The organism is Streptomyces sp. NBC_01471 (assembly GCF_041438865.1).
In the GTDB taxonomy this organism is placed as follows: Bacteria; Actinomycetota; Actinomycetes; order Streptomycetales; family Streptomycetaceae; genus Streptomyces.
The window spans coordinates 479803-500811 of the sequence record NZ_CP109451.1; the positions used below are offsets into that span (position 1 = coordinate 479803).

Genomic DNA, 21009 nt, shown 5'->3' on the forward strand with positions numbered 1-21009 from the left:
CGGTCAGCCCTCGTTCCCGGTACGGCTCGGCTCGGCCCCGCGGTTGTTCTCGGCGTAGTCCTTGGCGTGGCCGAGGGTGGCCCGGCTGTTGGTGCTGAGCGCGGACCGGACGTACTCCCTGGCGTCGCCGACCGTCGCCCCGGCCCCGAGGATCCTGGCGATGTTCTCCGTGTTGAGCACCACGGTGTGCTGGGAGGACACCGCGGTCCCGTCCTCGCTCTCCGCGAAGGTCCAGATGCCGGTGTGCAGGGTCATGAGTGCCGGAAGGGTGACCTGCTTGTACGCGATCCGGTCGTACGGAAGGCACACCCGGTAGGACTTGGTGGTGTGGGTGGAGCCGTCCTTGGCGCGGGTGTCCATCTCCAGGGTCTGCAGGCCCGGGCTCTCCTCGTCGAGACGGACCTTGGCCACGTGCGGCAGCCGCTCCGCCCAGAGATTCGCCTCGTTGATGAAGTCGTAGGCGTCCTTGGCCGAGCCGGTGACCAGGACCGTGTCCTCGAAGGAGAACGTCACGTCCTCGGAGGCGTGGGCCAGTTCGACGTTGGCCTTCAGCGCGGCCAGCTCCGAGCGGGAGTTGCGGTCGACCGCGTCCTCGATCCACTGCAGGCTGCCCGGGTCGTCGTCGACGGCCCGGTAGTCGTGCAGCAGCCGGATGCGCGACTCGCGCTCCGAGAGCGGCTCGATGATCCAGGCACCGCCCATCGCGGCGACCGGCGGGGTGGACACCTCCTGGCGGAAGTCGATGCGCAACCCCTCGGGGTCCAGGGTGCGGCGCGACGTCCAGTTCTTGGCCTCGCCGTTGGCGGTGGCCCAGATCCGTATGCGCTCCTGCCGCTCGGCGCGCTCGACGTGGTCGACGTAGATGGTCGGCGGGAAGATCCGGGGCCAGTTCTCCACCTCCGCGATCAGCCGGTAGACGGCGGCGGCCGGGGCCGAGACCGTGATCTCGTGCTCCACCTCGCGTGGGCCGGACTGCGTCATGCTCTTACTCCTTCGTCTCGGTCGGAACGGTTCAGAAGTTGCCCAGACCGCCGCAGACGTTCAGTGCCTGAGCGGTGATGGAAGCGGCGGTGTCGGAGGCCAGATAGCCGACCAGGCCGGCCACCTCCTCGGGCGAGGAGTAGCGGCCGAGCGGGATCTTCGAGGTGAACTTGTCGAGGATCGCGTCCTCGGTGGTGTCGTAGGCGGCGGCGTAGCCCTGGCGCACCCGCTGTGCCATCGGCGTCTCCACATAGCCGGGGCAGACCGCGTTGACGGTGATCCCGGTCGGGGCGAGCTCGTTGCCGAGCGCCTTGGTGAAACCGACCACGCCGTGCTTGGAGGCGGAGTACGGAGCGCCCAGCACCACTCCCTGCTTGCCGGCGGTGGACGCGATGTTGATGATGCGGCCGCGGTCCTTGTGGCGCATGCCGCCGGCGTTGAGCACCTCACGGGTCACCCGGAAGACGCTGTTGAGGTTGGTGTCGATGACGTCGTTCCACAGCTCGTCCTCGATGTCGGCCGTGACACCGCCACCACTGCGGCCGGCGTTGTTCACCAGGACGTCGACCGGGCCGAAGCGGTCCACCGCGGTCTGTACGAAGGTCTTCACGTCGTCGGCGCTGCGCACGTCGAGGGTGGCGCCGTCGGCATCGATGCCCTCCTCGCGCAGCTGCTTGACGGTCGAGGCCACGTTCTCGGTGTTGCGGGCTCCGATGAACACCCGGTGGCCCCGGGTGCCCAGGAGCCGGGCGACGGCGAGCCCGATTCCGCTGGTGGCGCCAGTGATGAGGGCGACCCTCTGGTCCTTCTGCGGCATGTCTTCTCTTCTCCTGTGGTCAGGGTTCTGGGGCCCGCCGGGCGGATGGGCAAGCGCCTCCGCCCGGCGGACGGACGGGTCTCAGGCGGCCTGGGCCACGGCCCCGAGGTGGGAGTTGACGATGTCCACCAGCTCGCGCGGGGTCGCCGCTTCGGTGAGCGCGGAGTCGTCGAGCTCGATGTCGTACTCGCGCTCGATCCGCCCGCCGGTCTCCAGGAGGGCGAGCGACTCGTAGCCGAGCTTCTCGAAGTCGGTGTCGAGGATGTCGCCGTCCAGGCTGACTCCCTCGCCTTCGCCTGCACCCTCAAGCAGAATCCGCTTGAGGTCGTCGAGGGTGAAGTTCTGAATTGCCACGGTGTTCCCTTCGTCTTCGGTGCGTCATGTCATGGGGCACAGCTACGCCCCCGCCGGCCTCGGGGGATTCGACCGACAGGGGCGCAGTTCGGAGGCGCCGTCCGGCGCCGCGGCAGGCGGAGTTCGCCGGGAAGGCGAACGTGGCCCGCTGGGCGCTAGTCGACGGCGCGTACGACCACGGCGGAGTTGAAGCCGCCGTGGCCCCGGGCCAGTACCAGAGCCGTACGCACCTCGGCGGTGCGGGGCCGGCTGGTCACCAGGTCCAGGTCATAGTCGGCAGCGGCTTCGACATTCACGGTGGGCGGGATGAGCCCCTCCTGAATGGCGAGCATCGCTGCCGCGAGGTCGAGCGGGGCCGCGCCGGAGTACAGGCGGCCGGTCATGGTCTTGGGCGCGGTGACCGGGACGCCCCGGGGACCGAAGACCGCGTTGATCGCTTCGGCCTCGATACGGTCGAGTTCGGGTACCGCCGCGGCGTCCGCGAAGACCACGTCGACGTCACCGGGCTGCACACCCGCTTCGTCCAGGGCCAGTTCCATCGCCCTGCGCAGCCCGGGCGGACGGCCGCTGCACGGCCGGGGGTCGAACGTCGAGCCGTATCCGGAGATCTCACCGTAGACGTCCGCCCCGCGTGCACGGGCGGACTCGGCGTCCTCCAGAACGAGGATCGCACCGCCTTCGCCGGGCACATGGCCCCGGGCGTCCGCGTCGAAGGGCAGGTAGGCGCGTTCCGCGTCCTCACTCGTGCTGAGCCGGCCGCTCGCCAGCTGCGCGACCCAGCCCCAGGGGCAGATCGAGGCGTCGACGCCACCGGAGACGATGAGCGGGGTGCCCTTGCGGATCTGCCTCCGTGCCTGAGCCACCGCGTCGAGGCCGCCGGCCTGATCGCTGACCACCACACCGCTGGGGCCCTTCATGCCCTGCCGGATGGAGATCTGGCCGCTGTTGACGGCGTAGAACCAGGCGAAGGACTGGTAGGCGCTGACGTGCTTGCTGCCCTTGCTCCACAGCTTCCGCAGTTCGTCCTGGCCGAACTCGAAGCCGCCCGAGGAGCTGGCCGTGATGACGCCCATGTCGAACTCGGGCAGTTCGTCCGGGCGTACACCGGCGTCGGCGAGCGCCCAGTCCGTCGCGGCCAGCGCGAGGCGGGTCATGTGGTCCGTCTGGGGAAGCAGCCGGCTGGGCAGGTGGTCCTCGGCGGCGAAGCCGGGGACCTCTCCGGCCAGCCGCGCCGGGTACTGAGCCGCGTCGAACCGGGTGACCGGCCCGATGCCGCTCTTCCCGGCGCGGGTGGCCGCCCAGAAGTCCCGGGCTCCGAGGCCATTGGGCGACGCGACGCCCAGGCCCGTCACTACCACCGACGTGGTCATGCCACATTCCTCTCGGGTCGGGCCAGCACCATGGCGCTCTGGAATCCGCCGAAGCCGCTGCCGACGGTGACCACGGCGTCCGTCTTCCACTCACGTGCGGTGAGGGGTACGTAGTCGAGGTCGCACTCGGGGTCCGCTGTGTGCAGGTTCGCCGTCGGAGGCACCACGTTGTGCTCCATGGCGAGGACGGACGCGGCGATCTCCAGCGAGCCGATCGCGCCGAGGGAGTGGCCGATCATCGATTTGATCGAGCTCACCGGGGTCCGGTAGGCGTGGTCCCCGAGGCTCCTCTTGAACGCGGCGGTCTCGTGCCGGTCGTTCTGCTTGGTGCCGGAACCATGCGCGTTGATGTAGTCGATGTCCGTCGGATCGAGGCGCGCCTCGTCCAGCGAGAGCCGGATGGCTTCCGCCATCTCGGCGCCGTCCGGCCGCAGTCCCGTCATGTGGTAGGCGTTGCTGCGGGTGGCGTAGCCGGCGATCTCCGCGTAGATGTGCGCTCCGCGCTTCCTCGCGCTGTCGAGCTCCTCCAGGACGAAGACGGCCGAGCCCTCGCCGAGAACGAAGCCGTTGCGTGAGGCGTCGAAGGGACGCGACGCGTGCGCCGCGTCGTCGTTCCGCGGGGAGGTCGCCTTGATGGCGTCGAAGCAGGCCAGGGTGATCGGCGATATCGGGGCATCGGCCGCCCCGGCGATCATGACGTCGGCGCTGCCCTCGCGAATCAGGTCGGTGGCGTACCCCACCGAGTCGAGACCTGAGGTGCAACCGGTGGACACGACGGTGCTTGGACCCTCCGCCCCCACCGCCCAGGCCACTTCCGCCGCGAACGAGCTGGGGACCATGAAGTCGTACAGGTGCGGCACCGCGTAGGAGTGGTCCACCAGCGCGCGCCGACCACCGTTGCTGACGACCCGGTACTCCTCGTCGAGACCGGTGGTGGCGCCCACCGCGCTGCCTATCGTGACGCCCGTGCGGTACGGGTCCAGGCCGCCCGGTTCGATACCGCTGTCCGCGACGGCTTCCCGCGTCGCCACGACGGCCAGCTGCGCCGCCCGGTCCATCCGGCGTATCTCCTGCGGGCTCAGACCATGGGTCTCGGCGTCGAAGTCGATCTCCGCGGCGATGCGCGAACGATAGGGGGACGGGTCGAAGAAGGTGATCCCTCTCGTCGCCGTACGCCCTTCGCTGAGCAGGTTCCAGAAGTTCTTGGTGCCGACCCCTCCGGGTGCCATGACACCTATCCCGGTGATGACCACACGACGGGCGCTCACTCGGACGCCTGCCACGAATAGAACCGGGTGGCCATGGCGTCGGCGGGCGAGCGCCAGGTGGCCGGGTCGTATGCCTCGATGAACGGCTTCAGGTCATCGCTGATCCGGACGAAGCGCGGGTCGGTCTTCGCCTCCTCGATCAGCTCTCCGCCGTTGTCGGTGTCGAAGTCCTGCAGATGGAAGTACAGGCCCCGGTACGAGAAGAGCTGCCGGCGCCTGGTGCCCATGCGGTGGGGCATCTCGGTGGCGTCGAAGTCACCGAACAGCCGGGCCACCTCCGCGTTGTCACCGGGTTCCATCCGGGCGACGATCAGTGTGCTGTGCTTCATCTTTCTCTCTCCTCCATGGCCGAATTGCCCCTGTTCTGTTCTCTGTTCGCAGAGACGCCCTAGCGCGAGGGTCCGAACCAGCGCTCCAGGGAAGTGGGCAGGTCGTTGTGGCTGCCGGGCGCGGCCCAGGCCACGTAACCGTCGGGGCGCACCAGCACGGCAGCCGTGCCGGACAGCACGCTGTCGTCCGCGATCCCGTGCGGCGCTCCGGTCACGACGTCCACCCGGTCCGCCCAGCCGGCGGCCCTCGCGCGCAGCCGCGGGTTGTCCTCGAAGTCGAGAAGCAGGCCGCGACCGGCGTGCAGCAGTACGGTGCTGCTGGTCTTCAACTCGTCGCCGACCAGTTCCAGATGGGGCATGCGCCGGCCGAGCAGCGGATTCGCTCCGCCGCCGACGTCGTAGTGGATCTCCAGTCCGCTGACCATGGCGGCGAGGTGACGGCTGACGTCCTCGTACTGGATCAGTTCCAGAAGCACGTCGCGCAGCGGCTGGACCTCGGATCCGCTGAGGAACAGCAGCCCCTGGGCCTGGGTGTTCATCATCAGGCGCCGGCCGACCGGGTGCCGCTCGTCGTGGTAGGTGTCGAGCAGCGGGAGCGGTGCCCGGTCCTTGACCACGGCAGCCAGCTTCCAGCCGAGGTTGACGGCGTCCTGAATGCTGGTGTTCATGCCCTGCCCGCCGGCCGGCAGGTGGATGTGGGCGGAGTCCCCGGCGAGCAGAATCCGGCCGCGGCGGTACTCGGTCGCCTGCCGGGTCGCGTCGCCGAAGGAGCTGACCCAGACCGGCTCGCCGTGCGAGATGTCGTCTCCGGTGACGCGCTTCCAGCCGTCGACCACTTCCTGGTACGACGGCGGAGCCGTACGGCGCTGCGGGGGCCTGCCGCGCTCGCAGAGGATGAGCCGGGTGACCCCGCCGGGAAGCGGACCCACCATGACCATGCCACCGGGGAAGGTCTCCCCGATCATGCGGGGCTGGAGGTCGAGGCCCTTCACGTCGGCGAGGAACATCTCCAGGGTCGCCTCGGTGCCGGGGAAATCGAAACCGACCGTCTTGCGCACCAGGCTGCGACCGCCGTCGCATCCGACCACATAGGGGGCGCACAGCGTCTGCTCGCCCTCGGGGCCGCGTACTCCGACCTCGACGTGGTCTCCAGTGTCCTTGACGGAGAGCACCTCGTGGCCGCGGCGCAGGTCGGCGCCGAGCCTGGTCACCCATGATTCGAGGGCCGCCTCGGTCTGGGACTGGGGAACACTCTTGGCCGCCTGGTGCGCACCCTCCAGGACGGCGAAGTCGACCGGGAGGCCACCGAAGTGACCCACGTTGCTGGTCTCGACATCCCCGAAGTGGGAGAGCAGACCACGCTGGTCGAAAACCTCCATCGTGCGGGCTGTGAAACCGAGCCCGCGCGACTCGCCCGTCCGCTCGGCGAGGCGCTCCAGCAGGATGACGTCGACGCCCACGAGCCGCAGTTCACCAGCGAGCATGAGCCCTGCGGGTCCGGCCCCTACGACGATTACCTCTGCGTCCATGCGCGTCTCCTTGACCTCATCGAAAGTCCTTCGCTGGATTGAATATTCGACATGCCCGGTGTTCTCTCATGAGGTGCCCATCGGTCCCCCGGCGACGCAAAGACAATGCAGCGGAAGCTATTGACCAGACTCTTCGACCCGGCGCTTCACTTCAAGGCTTTCCAGGTCAGACGTTGGTGAACTTTGTTCACGTCTTCGCGCAGTATTCTTACGGACACGCCGGAGGCCGCAACGGGAGCAATTGACACTGCTCCCGCGACGGCCTCGGAACAGATCCGCCCCACCAGCTGTACGACCGATCAGTCCAGGTGGTGGCGGTACAGCGGACTCACGACGACGTTGTCACTCATTCGGCCAAACCGGATTCCTGATGCGGTGGCGGCCACTGAAGGGACACGCCTTTCCCGCTCGTTGGATTCCTCTCGGATCGAACCGAATACGTCGACGCAGTCCCCCACTGTCAGGTATTCGTAGAGTTCTGCTCAATTCCCCACACCGATTTGTACACGCACATCGCAAGCCGCCCCCTGCCGTCAGTTCGGCGTGATCATCCGGGAGTGGATCAGTCCTTGATTTCACAAATGACAGCGCCGGCGGCGAGTGATGCGCCGACCTCCACCATGAGGTCCTTGACAGTGCCGGGCCGGTGCGCGTTGAGCGGCTGTTCCATCTTCATGGCCTCAAGAACGACGACCAGGTCACCCTGCTCGACCGCTTGGCCCTCCTCGACCGCGACCTTGACGACCGTGCCCTGCATGGGAGAGGCGAGGGCGTCGCCGGATACGGCGGGGCCGGCCTTCCTGGTGGCCGCGCGCTTCGGCTTGGCACCCGCCGCACCGGGGGCACGGATCGGCATCACCCCCTGCGGGGACGGCAGGGACACCTCCAGGCGCCTGCCGCCGACCTCGACGACGAGGGTCTCGCGGCCCGGTCCGTCATCCGTCGCGGCATCGGCCCCGGCGGCGAACGCGGGTATCTCGTTGACGAACGCGGTCTCGATCCACCGCGTGTGAATCGTGAACGGGGCGGCGGTGAACGCCGGATCGACGACTACCGCACGGTGGAAGGGGATCGCTGTCGCCATGCCCTCGACGGTGAACTCCGCCAGCGCACGGGCCGCCCGCTCCAGCGCCTCCCGGCGCGTCGCACCGGTGACGATCAGCTTGGCGAGCAGCGAGTCCCAGGCCGGGCCGATGGCCGAGCCCGATTCGACGCCCGCGTCCAGCCGGACGCCGGGGCCGGTGGGCGGCGCGAACGTGGTCACGGTGCCCGGGGCGGGCAGGAAGTTGCGGCCCGGGTCCTCGCCGTTGATGCGGAACTCGAAGGAGTGCCCGCGGACCGCCGGGTCGCCGTACCCCAGCTCCTCGCCGTCGGCGATCCGGAACATCTCGCGGACGAGGTCGATGCCGGTGACCTCCTCCGTCACCGGGTGTTCGACCTGAAGCCGGGTGTTGACCTCCAGGAACGAGACGGTGCCGTCGGTGCCGACCAGGAACTCCACGGTGCCGGCGCCCACGTATCCGGCTTCCTTCAGGATCGCCTTGGAGGCCGCGTACAACTGCGCGTTCTGCTGCTCCGAGAGGAAGGGGGCCGGGGCCTCCTCCACCAGCTTCTGGTGTCTGCGCTGGAGCGAGCAGTCACGCGTGGACACGACCACGACGTTGCCGTGGGAGTCGGCGAGACACTGGGTCTCGACGTGCCGGGGCGTGTCGAGGTAGCGCTCCACGAAGCACTCGCCGCGGCCGAAGGCGGCCACGGCCTCGCGTACCGCGGACTCGTACAGCTCCGGTACCTCCGCCAGCGTGCGGGCCACCTTGAGGCCTCGCCCGCCACCGCCGAAGGCCGCCTTGATCGCGATCGGCAGACCGTGCTCCTGGGCGAAGGCGACGACCTCGTCGGCGCCGGAGACCGGATCGGGGGTGCCCGCCACCAGCGGGGCGCCCGCACGCTGGGCGATGTGGCGGGCCGCCACCTTGTCGCCGAGGTCGCGGATGGCCTGCGGGGGCGGGCCGATCCAGGTCAGGCCCGCATCGATCACGGCCTGGGCGAACTCGGCGTTCTCGGACAGGAATCCATAACCCGGGTGGATGGCGTCAGCCCCGGAATCGGCCGCTGCGGCAAGCACTTTGGCGATGTCCAGGTAGCTGGTCCCCGGAGTGTCACCACCCAGGGCGAACGCCTCGTCCGCCGTCCGGACATGCAGGGCGTCCCGGTCCGGGTCGGCGTACACGGCTACGCTCACGATCCCGGCATCCCGGCAGGCCCGCGCCACACGGACAGCGATTTCGCCACGGTTGGCGATGAGCACCTTGCGCACGATCTGTCTCTCCTCCAGGCTCGTTCGGTGCGGGGCGCCCGCCCGACGGGCTGCGCGGCGTCCACAAGGCTTCGCAGCCGAGGTTCGTGCGGTCTCGGGGACAGCGCACCGGACAGTGACAACCAGCTTCTTCTGTTTTCAACTACGCCGCAATACAAGCCAGTTCAGGCTTGTGTCCGGATTCCCCCACACTCTCCGCAGTGGTGTGCGACTCAGGCCACGGCAACGTCAGAGGCGCGTCAGCCGCGTCCTGTGACCGCCCGCTCCGAACGCCGGTTGAAACAGTCCTGGACGTCCGTCCCCCGGTACAGGGTCCGCGTGCCCTCCCTGCGCCGCTCCCACTGCTGCTCACTGGCCAGCCGGTAGACAGTGCCGACCGGGGTCTCCCACAGACGGGCGACGTCCGACGCGGCGAGCCACGCGGCTGAGCCTGCTGCCCCGGGCCGGCCCAGGGTCCGGCTGAGCTGAGTCCACTGGTGCCCGGCCCACGTGTGTTCCGTGTCCGCGTCGCACTGGATCTCCAGTGGCCGCGTGTCGTCTCCGACGACGGAGCTGAGTTCGCCGTCGCACCCGTTGATCACGCACGCTCCCACGAGACGGCGCCGGCTCCCGCCGGGCCGGGCGACGCGGCGGGCCTTGGCCTCGACACGGGCCAGCTCCCCGGTGACGTCCGCGGCGGCCGGGTGGGCGGACAGCCAGTCGGCATGCCGGGCAAGGAAGGCGGAGAGCTCCTCCACGGTGCGCCGGGGCGCGGCCAGCCGCCGCTCCTCGGCGACGAGACCACTCCACGCCCCCGCCGTGGCGACGATCTCCGAACGGACGTCGGCCGCAGCGGCGTTGAAGGGCATCCCCCCCGGCAGGGAGCCGCCGGTCGTGCGCTCCTGCCGCAGCTGCAGGGTGGCGCCGAGAACCTGTCCGCATTCCTTGTACAGACCGGGCAGTTCACGAAGCCTGCGGACGAGGCGGTGGCGGCAGTCGGCGCACAGACGCCGTCCCGGGCTCGGCAGATTGTGTGACCCGCCGCCGTCCGCCCGGCGGCGGCAGTCCTCCCCTTCACACAGGATGGGCGATGATGTTCCACTGCGCTGCATCGGTGTCTCCGCTCGTGCGCATCCGAAGTGTCTGCTGTCCGTGGCCGCTCGTCCGACGACGTACTCATGCACAGCCGAGGCGGAAACCGACCCCGCGCACGGTGATGATCCAGCCGCTGGCGCCGAGCTTGCCGCGCAGACTGCTCACGTGGGTGTCGACGGTGCGACGTGACCAGGCGTCCCCCCAGACCCGCTCCATGAGCTCGCTGCGGGGGACGACGGTGTCGGGGTGCAGGGCCAGGAGGTACAGCAGATCGAATTCCTTGCGGGTCACGTTGACCAGCTGGCTGTCCACGTGGACTTCGCGGGTGCCGGAGTCGATGAGCAGGCGCCCGTGCTCGATGGCCTGCGGCGTCGGCGGGTGCGAACGCGCCCGGCGCATCACGGCGTCCATGCGGGCCATGAGCTCACGGAACCCGTAGGGCTTGACGAGGTAGTCGTCCGCGCCCGCCTGGAGGGCGAGAACGCAGTCCAGTTCGGTACTGCGGGCGGTGACCGCGATGACCGGGATGTCGCAGGCCGCGCGGATCTCCTTGCAGACTTCGAGACCGTCGAGGTCGGGGAGTTCCAGGTCGAGGAGCACCAGATCGACGTCCTGGTACGCCTCCAGGGCCTTGGCCCCCGTGTCGATGCTGGAGACCTCACGACCGTGCCTGCGCAGCCCCCTGATCAGGGTCTCCGCGTCGCATGCATTGCTCTCGACAACGAGTATGCGCCAGTTCTCGGAAGAAGTGCTCGGCCCGCGACCGGCGTTGAGAGGCGCTGCCCCCGTCGTTTCGGGACCTCCGTGCGCACGCTGGGCAGCGGTGTGTGGCTCTAGAAGACTTACGGAACTCTGGCGCATTCTCTCCCCCTGGATTGATGCAAGACACGTGCTGCAAGCACGGACTACGTTCGAAAATATAAACCGCCTCGCTGGTTTGTCAAAGGTCTTCCGGATCGAAGTTGACGAACTGGGCTGCAGATCAACCCTTCTGAGTGCCCGTTATGTCGCTATATCGTGGCAGATGAGCACCAGTTGTATGCCGTTGGTCCGCGAGAAGAAGATCCTGACGAACACACAAACCAGTGTGCCGGTTTCTTCTGATGCTGCATGTGGGCGGTGGAACGGGCGGGAAGGGACACGACTGTGTCGCTTCCCGCCCGTTCCACCGCCCACGTCCCCGTCAGCGGTTTCCGGACAGGGCCCGTGTCACCGGTGCGGGTGTTGCCACAGTGGTCGGGCGACCCGTGTACGTCGGGACCGCGGACCGGCCGGGACGTGGCGGGGCCGCCGGATGTCAGACGTGGGTCCCTGTTCCCTCGACGGCGAGGCAGGACCAGGTGAAACCGGCTCCCGCGCTCAGGATGAACGCGAAGTCGCCGGCGGACAGCAGGCGCCGGTCCAGCAGTTCGGCGAGCCCTGCGATGGCGTCGCCCGCCCCCACATGACCCGTCTCACGGCCCCAGTCGCACAGCGGTGCGGATGTCGCACCGGACAGGACGGGCGCCCAGCTCTCCCGCAGCAGTCGAGCGCCGAAGCGCGGCAGCACCACGGCGCGCAGACGGCTGTCGTCAGGGGTCAGACCGGTGTCCTTCAGAGCCTCGGTCACCACCCGCTCGATGGCGGCGGTGTTGGCGTCGTCGAAGGCCTTGACGCCGTTGGCCCTGAGGTAGACGCGCTTGGTACGTCGCATGTCGACAGGGGTCGCGTGATGGACCGGTGCCGGTGAGAAGGGGGCGACGCCGCGGTGCATGCCTTCGAGGTGGGGGGCGGCCGTCGTGCACACCGAGCGCAGCAGGAGCGGGCACGGGTGGGCGGGGTCCGTGGTGAGGACCGCCGAGGTGCCCACGTCCCCGTAGGCGACGCCGTAGTCGCTGGTCCACCGGTCGAAGGCCGGGGGAACGAACCTGTCCGCCGTGGTCACCACGGCGAAGCCCGGGTCCTCGTCCTGCGCCAGCCGGGAGAAGGCGAGTTCGACGGCGGTCGTCCCGCCGTTGCATATCTGCTGGATGCCGACAGGCACGGCGTCCGATGCGCCCAGGCCGTGCGCGATGTAGTGGGCGACGGGCCACAGGTCGTGCCCCTGGTAGTGCATGTACGCGTGGTAGAGGGAGGTGACGTCCTCGGCCCGCACACCACCCCGTCCGAGGGCGGACTCACCGGCCCGCACAGCCATGTCGGGAGCGGAGACGTCCTCGGCCACGGGCAACGTGGCATGTCCCAGGTCGTCGGCCGCGCGGCGGGTCAGTTCCCCTTCCCGTACGGCCGCTTCGCAGCTCTGCCGATTCGCGGGCAGCCAGACCGCGGCTGCGGCGATTCCCGCGTGGGCCCTCGGTTTCATGTCGTGCGGCATTTCTGCCGACTCCACTGGTCCAGGGGCGCGTTGACGGCTGCCGCCGCAGGAGCGGAGTAAACAGTGGGACGTGACATCGGCTGCTCCTGAAGCTCTACGTCGGGCACCGCTGAACAAACATAGAAGCGACATTACAAACCGGCATTCCGGTTTGTCAACAAGAGCTCGCAGCCTCACCCACCCTCTCTCGAACCTTCGAGACAGTGCTCAATCACCCTGCTCAGAGGCCTATTTGTGACCCGGCCGTCTCCACCCGGCGCAACCAGCACTCCCCACTGCACAGGATGATCCGCCCCACAAGTTATGTTGCTATTCCAGGCAATTAGGACCAACACCTAGCTATGAAACCGGCAAGTTGGTTTCATAGTGCTCATGACGCGGCATCACCCCCATCGACTCGCCATGAGCAGCCACGCCGTGCGCTCCCCCCGAGCCCACGCTCACGGGTCAACCACTCACCTCACCTGGAGGGCACTTCCGTGAGCAAGCAGGAGCGGGCCACCCGCACACGTCACGCTCTGATCCAGTCCGCGGCCCATGTCTTCGACCAGGGCGGGTACTCCCAGGCGAGGCTCGAACAGGTCAGCCAGGGCGCCGGAGTGAGCCGTGGCGCGCTGTTCTTCCATTTCGCCAACAAGGAGGCCCTGGCCGACGCCGTGGAGGAGGCGGCGTCCAGGACCCTGCGCGCCGCGGCCGGAGACGTCTACCGCCGGCGCGGCGGCGCGCTGCAGGCGTTGATCGACACCACCCACGCCCTGGCCAGGCTGTTCAGCCATGACCAGGTCGTACGCGGCGGCTTCCAGGTCAGTTGCCACACGAACCGGGGCAGCGGCAAACCCCTGCGGGAGCAGTGGGAGTCGTACGTCGGCCTGCTGCTCCGGGAGGCCGACGCGGGCAACGAGTTGCTGGGGAGCGCACCGCAGCGCGACATCGTCGAGACCATCGTGGCAGCCACCACCGGATTCCAGATTCTCGGACACCACGACGAGGCGCGACTGTCCGCTTTCGCACTCACCCGTTTCTGGCGGCTGCTGCTGCCGCGGCTGGCCACGGCAGAGGTCCTGGGCGGTCTGCGGCCGGACGGCAGCAGGCCGGCGGATCACCCGGCGCATTCGCCCCGACAGCAGATCTGACGATCCGTCATATGCGCACTGAGTGCCCCGCCAGCGGCCCTTGACAAACAGTCGTGCCGGTTTGTTATGTTCAGCGCACTGGATCGCTGGTCGACGCATTCATGTGAGGAGAACCATGGAACTCCGCCACCGCCCGGCAGTCCAGTCGGGCGTCGGAATCCTGGAAAGCGCCGTAGGCGAAGGTTTCGCGGCGGCCCTGCAGGCGGGCCTGTCCCGGGCGATCGTGGGCCGTCCGGGACACACAGCGCCCGCCCGGCCGTCCGGGCCCGCGTCACCGGACCGAACAGCGGTGCTGAACCAGTTCGAGGCCGCCGCGACACGGGTCCTGACCACCCGGCAGGAGCGGCAGGCCGACGCATCCCCACTGACGAACCACGCCGGACGTGTCCCGGGCCCTGCCGGCGTCCCGGCGGGCGCGATCGCAGCGGACCGGGATCACCTCTGGTGCGAACTTCCGCCCGCGGCGGCCGCCCTGCGGCCGCGGTCCATGGTGCGGCAGCCGCCGGAGGGGGCGCAGTCGGCCGAGCAGACGGCGGACGCGCTCTGGGACGAGCGGCGCAGACTCGCCCGCGAGGTGCACGACGAGATCGGTACGCCGATCGACCTGGCACTGCGGCGGCTCACCCTGCTCGGGACCGCCGCCGGCGATCCCGGCGGTCATCTCGGCGCCGCGCAGGAGGCGTTGGCACAGGCCGAGCGGCGCATAGCCGGTCTGGTCGGCGGCCTGCGTGCTGAGACGGACGTTCCGCTGCTGAAGGAAGCCGTACGCGACTTCGCCGTCCAGGCGGCTCCGGCGAACCTCAAGGTGTCGGTCAGCTCGACCGGCCAGGAGCGGGACCTGCCGGACGCCTGGCGGCGCGAGATCTTCCTGGCCGTGCGCGAGTGTCTGCGCAACAGCTTCGCCCACGCCTCGGCCACGCAGGTGTCCGTCGTATCGCGCGTCACCCGCAGATGGGCGCATGTGCGAATCGAGGACAACGGCACGGGCTTCGAGCCCGGGCCGCACCTGCCTCCGCACAGGGAGGGCCACGGTATGCGCTCCATGGCCGAGCGGATCGAGACGCTCGGCGGGCGACTCGCGGTGCGCAGCGGCCCCGCCGGGGGAACGCGCGTGGACATCCACGTCCCCGTGCGCCCCTACGCCTGACCACGGGCGCACGCACGCCGATCCCCGGAACAACTGCCGGAAATGAGGAGTGTTCGATGCACCCTCCGAGGAGGACCATGCCCTGATACGTCCAGCCTACGGAGCCGTACCGTTCAAGGGCGGCCGTCCCTCTGCCACGAATCCGGTGTGCCAGCACCGGATTTCTTGGGTTCATCCCCTCTGCTCACAGAATCCCATTTCAGTGAGCAGAGTTTCAGCCGGGTGCCAGCCCGGCTGATGTGAACCCTGTCAGGACCTCGGACACGACCCGAGGTGACTTTCATGCCTCCCCGCAGGAGACACCCACATCATGCGCTCTGCTACCCCGATTTTCCAGCCCCGAACTGATTCCTGCGCAACTATGGCCGACCGTAGCCCCCTGCCCGTACCCCCGTCGCCGGTGCCCGAACGCCGTCAACGAGTCAAGGTCCCTTGGCGGTTGGTGGCTTCCGCGTGCTACTCGGACGCCGCGCTCAGCGTCTATATGAAGGTCAAGGCGCTGGGACAGCGCGCGGAGGGCTGCACGGCCGGCACCCGCACCCTCGCCCGCTACCTGGGCCTGTCGAAGGCGACGGTGGAGCGGGGCGTGGCGCAGCTGCGCAGTCCCGCCCCCGACGGGATCGTGGAACTTCCCGTGAACGAACGGCGCTCGCTGCCGGGAGGGTCGGGGACGACCGCACGCCGGCGCCTGCGGCCCATGACGTCCGAGGAGCCCTTCATCTGGCTCCCGGTGGCCGCCTGCGAGGACCTCAAGCCCCGCCACCTCCGGGCGTACGCCGTCCTCTGCTACGCCCAGGTGCGCGGCATACCGCTGACCGAGGGCGAGTTGGCCGGATTCTTGCGGCACCACTCCGGGCCCCGGGCCGGCCGGCCGCTCACGGCGCAGGCCGCGGGACGGGCCATCGACGCACTGGATGCCTCGGGGTGGGTCGTGGTGGAGCGCCGGTCGGGCCCGCAGGGACGCCACCGCTTCATCCCGCACGACCGTCCGCCCGTGCCGGGTGTGGCCGGTGTGGCCGGTAGCACCACGGGATCCGTCTCCGGAGCGACCGAACCACGGAGACCGGGATCCGGGCAGCCGCCTCAGACCACGTCTTGTCGTGCTCAAGAGGTTTCGGGATCGGCGCACAGTGATGCATCGCTCGTGTATGAGGAAGACCAGAGAACTGAACGACCCGATGACGAACCGCCGTTGGCCTTTCCCGCCGGAGGCGAAGCACCGGTGGGACAGGAACCGCGCAGCTCGGCGACTGCGTCACCGGTGTCCGCCCTGCCGGGCCCTGTTCACCATGAAGCGCCCCCACGGATCCGCAGCCGGGAGCCATTGACGTTCAGCGCACGGGTCCACGAAGCGCTGGAGCCGGTGCGGTGGATGCTTCCGGCGCTGAGCCTGTACGTACAGCGGCTGGTGGGCCGTGAAGTGGGGCGGCAGCTGACGGAAGGCGCGTCCGTCGGCCGTGTGCGGGGACGGTTGGAGCAGCGGCTCGCCCGGACCATGACGTCGGACATACGCGACAGCGGACGGTGGCTGGTCGGGGTCGCCCTGCCGCGGCGGGGGTGCGCGAACCCGGACTGTGAGTCCGGAGTGCTCTGGTCGACCGGGGCACGGTGCGGCGCCTGCCGCGAGGCGCGGCTGGACCGCCGCGCGGGGGCCACAGCTGTCCGGAGCGCGGAGCCTCGCCGCGATCCTCAGGAACGCGTACCACTCCCCCGCCCCGGGCGGGCACCACAGCAGCCCTCTGCACCCGCCCGGCTGCCCGTGGGCCCGAACTCGTACTACCTGCGGTGCCGCGCCGAGCTGCGGGCGGCCCGGTAACCAGAAACGGCCCGGTAACCAGGAACGGCCCTTAACCGGGAACGGCCTTCTGCCGGGCAGGAGCCGAAGCCCTGCCCGGCAGAAGGCCGAGTGCTGTACGCGGGAGACGCCGTACGGTCAGGCGAACGCCCCGGCGTGGTCTGCCGCCCAGGTGCGGAAGGAGCGTGCGGGCCTCCCCAGGAGATCCGCCGTGGTCCGTTCCACCTGCGCCTTGCCGCCGTCGAGCTGACGCCGCGCACTGTGCATCAACGCATCGGCGACCGCGGCCGGGTAGCGGGTGCGCAGGCGCGCGGACGCCTGCTCCGGGTCCAGTTCCACGAACCGCAGGGGGCGGCCGAGCGCCTGCGCCAGGTCGGCGGTCTGATCGACCGCCGAAAGGGCCCTGGGTCCGGTCAGCGTGTACTGCCTCCCGTCATGCCCGTCCTCGGTCAGAGCCCGCACCGCCACCTCGGCGACGTCGCGCGGGTCGACACAGGGATTCCGTGAGCGCCCGTACAGAGCGTGCACCTCCCCTCCCGACCGGATCGTGCGGGCCCAGGACAGCGTGTTGGACATGAACGACCGGGGACGCAGCATCGTCCATTCCAGCCCGCTGCTGCGTACCAGGTGTTCGTTCCTCCGCTGCCAGGCGGTGATCAGGTCCAGTGCCGCGGGGTCCGCGACCGCGGCCGCGGACAGCTTCACCAGGCGGCGTACGCCCGTCGCCGTGGCTTCCTCGACGAGGACCGCATCGTGGTCCTGCTGGGGGTCGTTGGTCACGAGGAACACCGACCGCACCCCGCGAAGCGCCCGGCTCAGCGAGAGCCGGTCCTCGTAGGAGCCCTGGACGACCTCCACCGCCGGTCCCTTCACCGTCACCCGCGCAGGATCCCGGGCCAGGATTCGTACCGGCCCCGTGCCGGCAAGCAGCCGGGCCACCTGGTGTCCGACCGTCCCGGTCGCCCCTGTCACAAGAATCACGCCAGATCTTCCTTGTCCCTGGTTTCGTCCGCCGGGCTCACCGGCCCGGTCAGCCCGCGAGCGTCGCGTACACGGGAGCGGCGAGCACACAGTCGAAGACCGGCTCGCCGCTCTGGTGACCGACGACCCGTACTCCGGTCCGGTCGCCCGCACACACGCCCTTGCGCACGATCTCGGTTCTGAGCCGGAAGGGTGCGCCGAACTCGGCGTACTGCCGGAAGGTGGCCGAGCCGCTGGACGGTACGTACGGTCCGGGTCCGGCCGTCGCCGTGGCTGCCTGGCGGGCAGCCTCCAGGAGGACCATGCCGGGTACGTGGTCATTGGGGTGCTGGAAGAGCGTGGGAAGGGTCGTGTCGACGCTCAGGAGCCACTCGTTCCGCTCCCCTCCCTCGCACAGCAGGACGTCCTGGGCCCGGCTGCGGCCCACGCGGTACGGGGCCAGCCGCGGTACCGGGGGAACGCTGACGCCGGACGCCTCGCGTCCGGCCCGCAGCCGCCGGTAGACACTGGGGCTCGTGAATCGCGTCTGGCCGACTCCGGTGGCGACCACCCACCCGGCGCGGCGCATGATCCAGTGGCAGGTGAGACGGCTGGGCTGTCCGGACTTGTTCGTGGCGATCTCAGGAAGGAACACCTCGACGTCCATGTCGGCAGCCTCAGCATCCACGCCCAAGTACTGGGGCCGGCAGGTGAATTCGAGATCCGACAGCATGAAGTGGTAGCCGAGGGGCACCGCCAGCCCAGCGTGACTCACCATGATCGACGCCTGCCGCATCGTCTCCACGAGCAGCAGCGGATCGTAGGTGTCTCCGTCCGCAGGGCTGAAGAACGGGTGCTTGCTCGGAAGTCGCGCCTGGACGGAGAAGTGCCGCTCCCCCAGCTGACTCCAGCCGATCGCGAAAGTGTCCTCCGCTCTGGTCCGGTGCACCAGAGCCATGTTTGCCGGTATGTACCCGTGTTCCTCCCTGAATCCTGAGTGCTGCGCCGGTGTGCTCACAACTGCTGCCTTCAACGGAATCCCCCCGCTCGCAAGCTGCACGGAACTGACTTGCGTTACGATACAAACCTGCTTGGCGGTTTTTTTCAAGCGGATTTCGGGAATGCTTTCGTCTAGCCTGACCTCTACGGGGCGACGAAGAAGGGCGACACGGTGAAACAAGAGCGGGCAGTCCGCACTCGACAGGCGATCCTCGCAGCCGCCTGTGCGGTTTTCGAGCAGCGCGGGTACGAGGCAGCCACGATCACAGAAATCCTCAAAGTCGCGGGAGTGACCAAGGGAGCGCTGTACTTCCACTTCGACTCCAAGGACACCCTCGCTCAGGGCGTGCTCGGCGAGCAGGACCAGAGGATCACCATCCCGCCCCAGAGCACCAAGGTGCAGGAGCTGGTGGATACGTCGCTGGTCCATGCGTACCGAGTACGGACCAACTTGCTGGTTCGTGCCGGCGTCCGCCTGTCCCTGGACCAGCGGATAGACGGACTCGACCGCAGCGGCCCGTTCCTGAGATGGCGTGACGCGACCCTGAATCTGCTCGACGCAGCCATGGAACAGGGCGAGTTGCTGCCCCACGTGGTGACCACCGAGACCGCGGACATTTTCGTCGGCGCCTTCGCCGGCCTCCAGTCGTTGTCACACACCCTGAACGGCTACGCGGATCTGGAGTACCGGATCTCCGCACTCCAGCGCCATCTCACGCCCAGTGTCTGTGTACCGGCGGTGCTGGCCGTGATCGACTTCTCCCCGGAACGCGGTGCCCGCATCGCCCGCGAAATCGACGAAGCGGCAGTGGCAGAAGTGGCATAGCCCTTGCCATCGCCTTGCTCCGTGCCCTTCCCGACCGGATCGTCACCGCTGGGGTCGCTCGACGAACCAGGAGCGTAGTGCCTCGGTGAGCGGACCGCCGTCCGACGCCCAGGCAACATGACCGTCCGGGCGCACCAGCAACGCCGCACAAGGCAGCGTGTTGTGCACGGTGACCGTGCACAACACGCTCTGCCATGGCAGGGACTCCGCGAGGTACGCACCCGCCGACTCGTGCACCAGCAGCAGGGGACGCCCGTCCTGGAGCAGCGTCACCACATCCGTCTCCTCGGTGCCGACACTCAGCGACAGGTTCGGCAGGAAGACACCCTCCCAGTCGGAGCCGGGGGCGGAACGCGCCGGATAGACCGTGTCCTGACCGCTGATCATCTCGCTGATCTGCTGATTGGGCTGTTCCAGGGCGAGCAGCCCCACGAAGACCTCACGCAGCAGATCCAGTTCGAGTCCGCTGCGCATGAGCGCCAGTTGGGCGCGGGTACCGTCGATGACCCGCTGCGCCACCGGCCTGCGCTCCGCGTCGTAGGTGTCGAGCAGGCCCTCCCCCGCCGTGCCGCGGACCACGTGAGCCAGTTTCCACGCGAGGTTCAGCCCGTCGACCAGCCCGGTACTCAGGCCCTGGCCACCGATCGGCAGATGTACGTGCGCGGCGTCACCGGCGAGGAACGCGCGCCCTGCGCGGTAGTCGCGGACGAGCCGGGTGTAGTCGCTGAACCGGGTCACATGGACAGGATCGGTCATGGGAACGTCGTGGCCGGCGATCCTGGACGCCTCACTGCTCAGCTCCGCCACCGTCGGCGCGACCGCGCGGTTCGGGTGCGTGCGGGTGCAGTCCATCGTACGGATCAGGCCCATCCCGTCGGCGCCCACTCTGGCCACGGTCCATCCCCGCGGTGTGCGCTGCCATCCTGGCGGTACGGCTTCCGGGTCCGGGAACCTGACCAGCCCCATCATCGCCGAGACGGTCGCGGGGGACGTGTCGGCCGTGAAGCCGAGTTGTTCCCGTACGACGCTGCGACTGCCGTCCGCGCCGACGAGATAGCCGCCCGAGCAGACCAGCGTGCCCGTAGGGCCTTCGGCCTCGACCTCCACCCCGGAGGCCGTCTGACGCACAGTGGTGATCCGATGCCCACGCAGGACGAGAGCGCCGCGCTCGATGGCACGTGACTCGAACTCCCGTTCAAGATCCGCCTGCGCCCGCTTCAGGATGGGCCGGGGCTCCCCCTTCGGCACCGAGATGCTCACCACGGGCAGCCCCGCGAAATGGAACGCCTCGCTCTCACTGACAGCACCCGGCGTATGCACACCGGGCAGATAGCCCCGCCGGACCAGCGCCTGCACGGCCCGGGCGTGCACCGTGGTGGCCTTCGGCTGGACTTGCGTCTCCGTCGCAGCCTCGACCACGACGGCACGTACGCCAAGAGCCGCGAGCTCGGCGGCGATCAGCATGCCCACCGGGCCGCCCCCTGCAATCACGACCTCGGCACTCTCCCGCCGGACCGATCGGCTCATGCTTCCCCCCATGACTGCCGTACCTCCCCTTGCTGCCGTATCCCCACGCCGCTCCACCGTCACAGCGCTGCTCCCACCCAGCCTCTGTCACACCCGGCGAGATAGGCCAGGCTCTCACGCAACATCGGAACATCAAACAAGAATCAGACCGCACGAATGGTCTTGATGGTGCTCTTCGACAGCCTCTCCCCTCCCCCACTCGCCGGCCGCCGGTCTTCGACGGCCCTGAG

Annotated in this window: 18 protein-coding genes; 4 read left to right on the top strand and 14 right to left on the bottom strand. The window is 69.1% G+C overall.

Annotation, left to right across the window (positions count from 1 at the left end):
* Nucleotides 1–3: 3 nt before the first annotated feature.
* From OG285_RS38075 to OG285_RS38125, 11 genes are all read right to left on the bottom strand, one after another.
* A complete protein-coding gene (locus tag OG285_RS38075; protein WP_331760452.1) occupies nt 4–981 on the bottom strand; it encodes an aromatase/cyclase in 978 nt (325 codons plus the stop codon).
* 31 nt (nt 982–1012) lie between these two features.
* A complete protein-coding gene (gene fabG, locus OG285_RS38080; protein WP_331760453.1) occupies nt 1013–1798 on the bottom strand; it encodes a 3-oxoacyl-ACP reductase FabG in 786 nt (261 codons plus the stop codon).
* Between the two features lie 81 nt (nt 1799–1879).
* Entirely contained in the window at nt 1880–2152 is a 273-nt protein-coding gene (locus tag OG285_RS38085; RefSeq protein ID WP_331760454.1) for an acyl carrier protein, read from the bottom strand.
* A gap of 155 nt (nt 2153–2307) precedes the next feature.
* A complete protein-coding gene (locus OG285_RS38090) occupies nt 2308–3522 on the bottom strand; it encodes a ketosynthase chain-length factor (protein WP_331760455.1) in 1215 nt (404 codons plus the stop codon).
* Nucleotides 3519–4790, bottom strand: coding sequence for a beta-ketoacyl-[acyl-carrier-protein] synthase family protein (locus OG285_RS38095; RefSeq protein WP_331760456.1), 1272 nt, complete (start codon nt 4788–4790; stop codon nt 3519–3521). The genes OG285_RS38090 and OG285_RS38095 overlap by 4 nt, the downstream gene beginning before the upstream one ends.
* Nucleotides 4787–5119, bottom strand: a complete 333-nt coding sequence (locus OG285_RS38100; RefSeq protein WP_331760457.1) for a TcmI family type II polyketide cyclase — start codon at nt 5117–5119, stop codon at nt 4787–4789. The genes OG285_RS38095 and OG285_RS38100 overlap by 4 nt, the downstream gene beginning before the upstream one ends.
* Before the next feature lie 59 nt (nt 5120–5178).
* Nucleotides 5179–6648 (bottom strand): FAD-dependent monooxygenase, encoded by a 1470-nt coding sequence (locus OG285_RS38105; RefSeq protein ID WP_331760458.1) that lies wholly within the window; start codon nt 6646–6648, stop codon nt 5179–5181.
* Between the two features lie 562 nt (nt 6649–7210).
* Nucleotides 7211–8965: a biotin carboxylase N-terminal domain-containing protein gene (locus OG285_RS38110; RefSeq protein WP_331760459.1), complete on the bottom strand. Its 1755-nt coding sequence runs from the start codon at nt 8963–8965 to the stop codon at nt 7211–7213.
* Between the two features lie 239 nt (nt 8966–9204).
* Nucleotides 9205–10056 carry a hypothetical protein gene (locus tag OG285_RS38115; protein WP_331760460.1) on the bottom strand — a complete coding sequence of 284 codons (852 nt, stop codon included), beginning with the start codon at nt 10054–10056 and terminating at the stop codon, nt 9205–9207.
* 64 nt (nt 10057–10120) lie between these two features.
* Nucleotides 10121–10900: a response regulator transcription factor gene (locus tag OG285_RS38120; RefSeq protein WP_331760461.1), complete on the bottom strand. Its 780-nt coding sequence runs from the start codon at nt 10898–10900 to the stop codon at nt 10121–10123.
* A 436-nt stretch (nt 10901–11336) separates the two neighbouring features.
* Nucleotides 11337–12392, bottom strand: coding sequence for a ketoacyl-ACP synthase III family protein (locus OG285_RS38125; RefSeq protein ID WP_331760463.1), 1056 nt, complete (start codon nt 12390–12392; stop codon nt 11337–11339).
* A 479-nt stretch (nt 12393–12871) separates the two neighbouring features.
* Here OG285_RS38125 and OG285_RS38130 point away from each other — a divergent pair, with 479 nt between their 5' ends.
* The 3 genes from OG285_RS38130 (at nt 12872) to OG285_RS38140 (ending at nt 16488) form a co-directional block, all read left to right on the top strand.
* Nucleotides 12872–13525, top strand: coding sequence for a ScbR family autoregulator-binding transcription factor (locus OG285_RS38130; protein ID WP_331760464.1), 654 nt, complete (start codon nt 12872–12874; stop codon nt 13523–13525).
* A 115-nt stretch (nt 13526–13640) separates the two neighbouring features.
* On the top strand, nt 13641–14672 hold the full coding sequence (locus OG285_RS38135; protein ID WP_331760465.1) for an ATP-binding protein: 1032 nt from the start codon (nt 13641–13643) through the stop codon (nt 14670–14672).
* Nucleotides 14673–15111: 439 nt separating this feature from the next.
* Entirely contained in the window at nt 15112–16488 is a 1377-nt protein-coding gene (locus OG285_RS38140; protein WP_371793741.1) for a hypothetical protein, read from the top strand.
* A gap of 117 nt (nt 16489–16605) precedes the next feature.
* On the opposite strand, the gene OG285_RS38145 is transcribed toward OG285_RS38140, so the two are convergent.
* Together OG285_RS38145 and OG285_RS38150 are read right to left on the bottom strand one after the other, a co-directional pair.
* Nucleotides 16606–17448: an NAD(P)H-binding protein gene (locus OG285_RS38145; protein WP_331760468.1), complete on the bottom strand. Its 843-nt coding sequence runs from the start codon at nt 17446–17448 to the stop codon at nt 16606–16608.
* A gap of 49 nt (nt 17449–17497) precedes the next feature.
* Nucleotides 17498–18385 carry a ScbA/BarX family gamma-butyrolactone biosynthesis protein gene (locus OG285_RS38150; protein WP_331760469.1) on the bottom strand — a complete coding sequence of 296 codons (888 nt, stop codon included), beginning with the start codon at nt 18383–18385 and terminating at the stop codon, nt 17498–17500.
* 213 nt (nt 18386–18598) lie between these two features.
* Here OG285_RS38150 and OG285_RS38155 point away from each other — a divergent pair, with 213 nt between their 5' ends.
* The gene (locus tag OG285_RS38155; protein ID WP_331760470.1) at nt 18599–19252 is read left to right on the top strand and encodes a ScbR family autoregulator-binding transcription factor; all 654 of its coding nucleotides are present in this window, start codon (nt 18599–18601) and stop codon (nt 19250–19252) included.
* Nucleotides 19253–19294: 42 nt separating this feature from the next.
* Here OG285_RS38155 and OG285_RS38160 read toward each other — a convergent pair whose 3' ends face one another.
* Nucleotides 19295–20779, bottom strand: coding sequence for an FAD-dependent monooxygenase (locus tag OG285_RS38160; RefSeq protein WP_331760471.1), 1485 nt, complete (start codon nt 20777–20779; stop codon nt 19295–19297).
* Between the last annotated feature and the right edge of the window lie 230 nt (nt 20780–21009).

Coding starts and splice junctions, on each gene's coding strand:
- OG285_RS38100 (WP_331760457.1), bottom strand. CDS start 5,119: ATGAAGCACAGCACACTGATCGTCGCCCGGATGGAACCCGGTGACAAC.
- OG285_RS38115 (WP_331760460.1), bottom strand. CDS start 10,056: ATGCAGCGCAGTGGAACATCATCGCCCATCCTGTGTGAAGGGGAGGAC.
- OG285_RS38150 (WP_331760469.1), bottom strand. CDS start 18,385: ATGGCTCTGGTGCACCGGACCAGAGCGGAGGACACTTTCGCGATCGGC.
- OG285_RS38125 (WP_331760463.1), bottom strand. CDS start 12,392: ATGCCGCACGACATGAAACCGAGGGCCCACGCGGGAATCGCCGCAGCC.
- OG285_RS38160 (WP_331760471.1), bottom strand. CDS start 20,779: ATGAGCCGATCGGTCCGGCGGGAGAGTGCCGAGGTCGTGATTGCAGGG.
- fabG (WP_331760453.1), bottom strand. CDS start 1,798: ATGCCGCAGAAGGACCAGAGGGTCGCCCTCATCACTGGCGCCACCAGC.
- OG285_RS38075 (WP_331760452.1), bottom strand. CDS start 981: ATGACGCAGTCCGGCCCACGCGAGGTGGAGCACGAGATCACGGTCTCG.
- OG285_RS38120 (WP_331760461.1), bottom strand. CDS start 10,900: ATGCGCCAGAGTTCCGTAAGTCTTCTAGAGCCACACACCGCTGCCCAG.
- OG285_RS38090 (WP_331760455.1), bottom strand. CDS start 3,522: ATGACCACGTCGGTGGTAGTGACGGGCCTGGGCGTCGCGTCGCCCAAT.
- OG285_RS38105 (WP_331760458.1), bottom strand. CDS start 6,648: ATGGACGCAGAGGTAATCGTCGTAGGGGCCGGACCCGCAGGGCTCATG.
- OG285_RS38135 (WP_331760465.1), top strand. CDS start 13,641: ATGGAACTCCGCCACCGCCCGGCAGTCCAGTCGGGCGTCGGAATCCTG.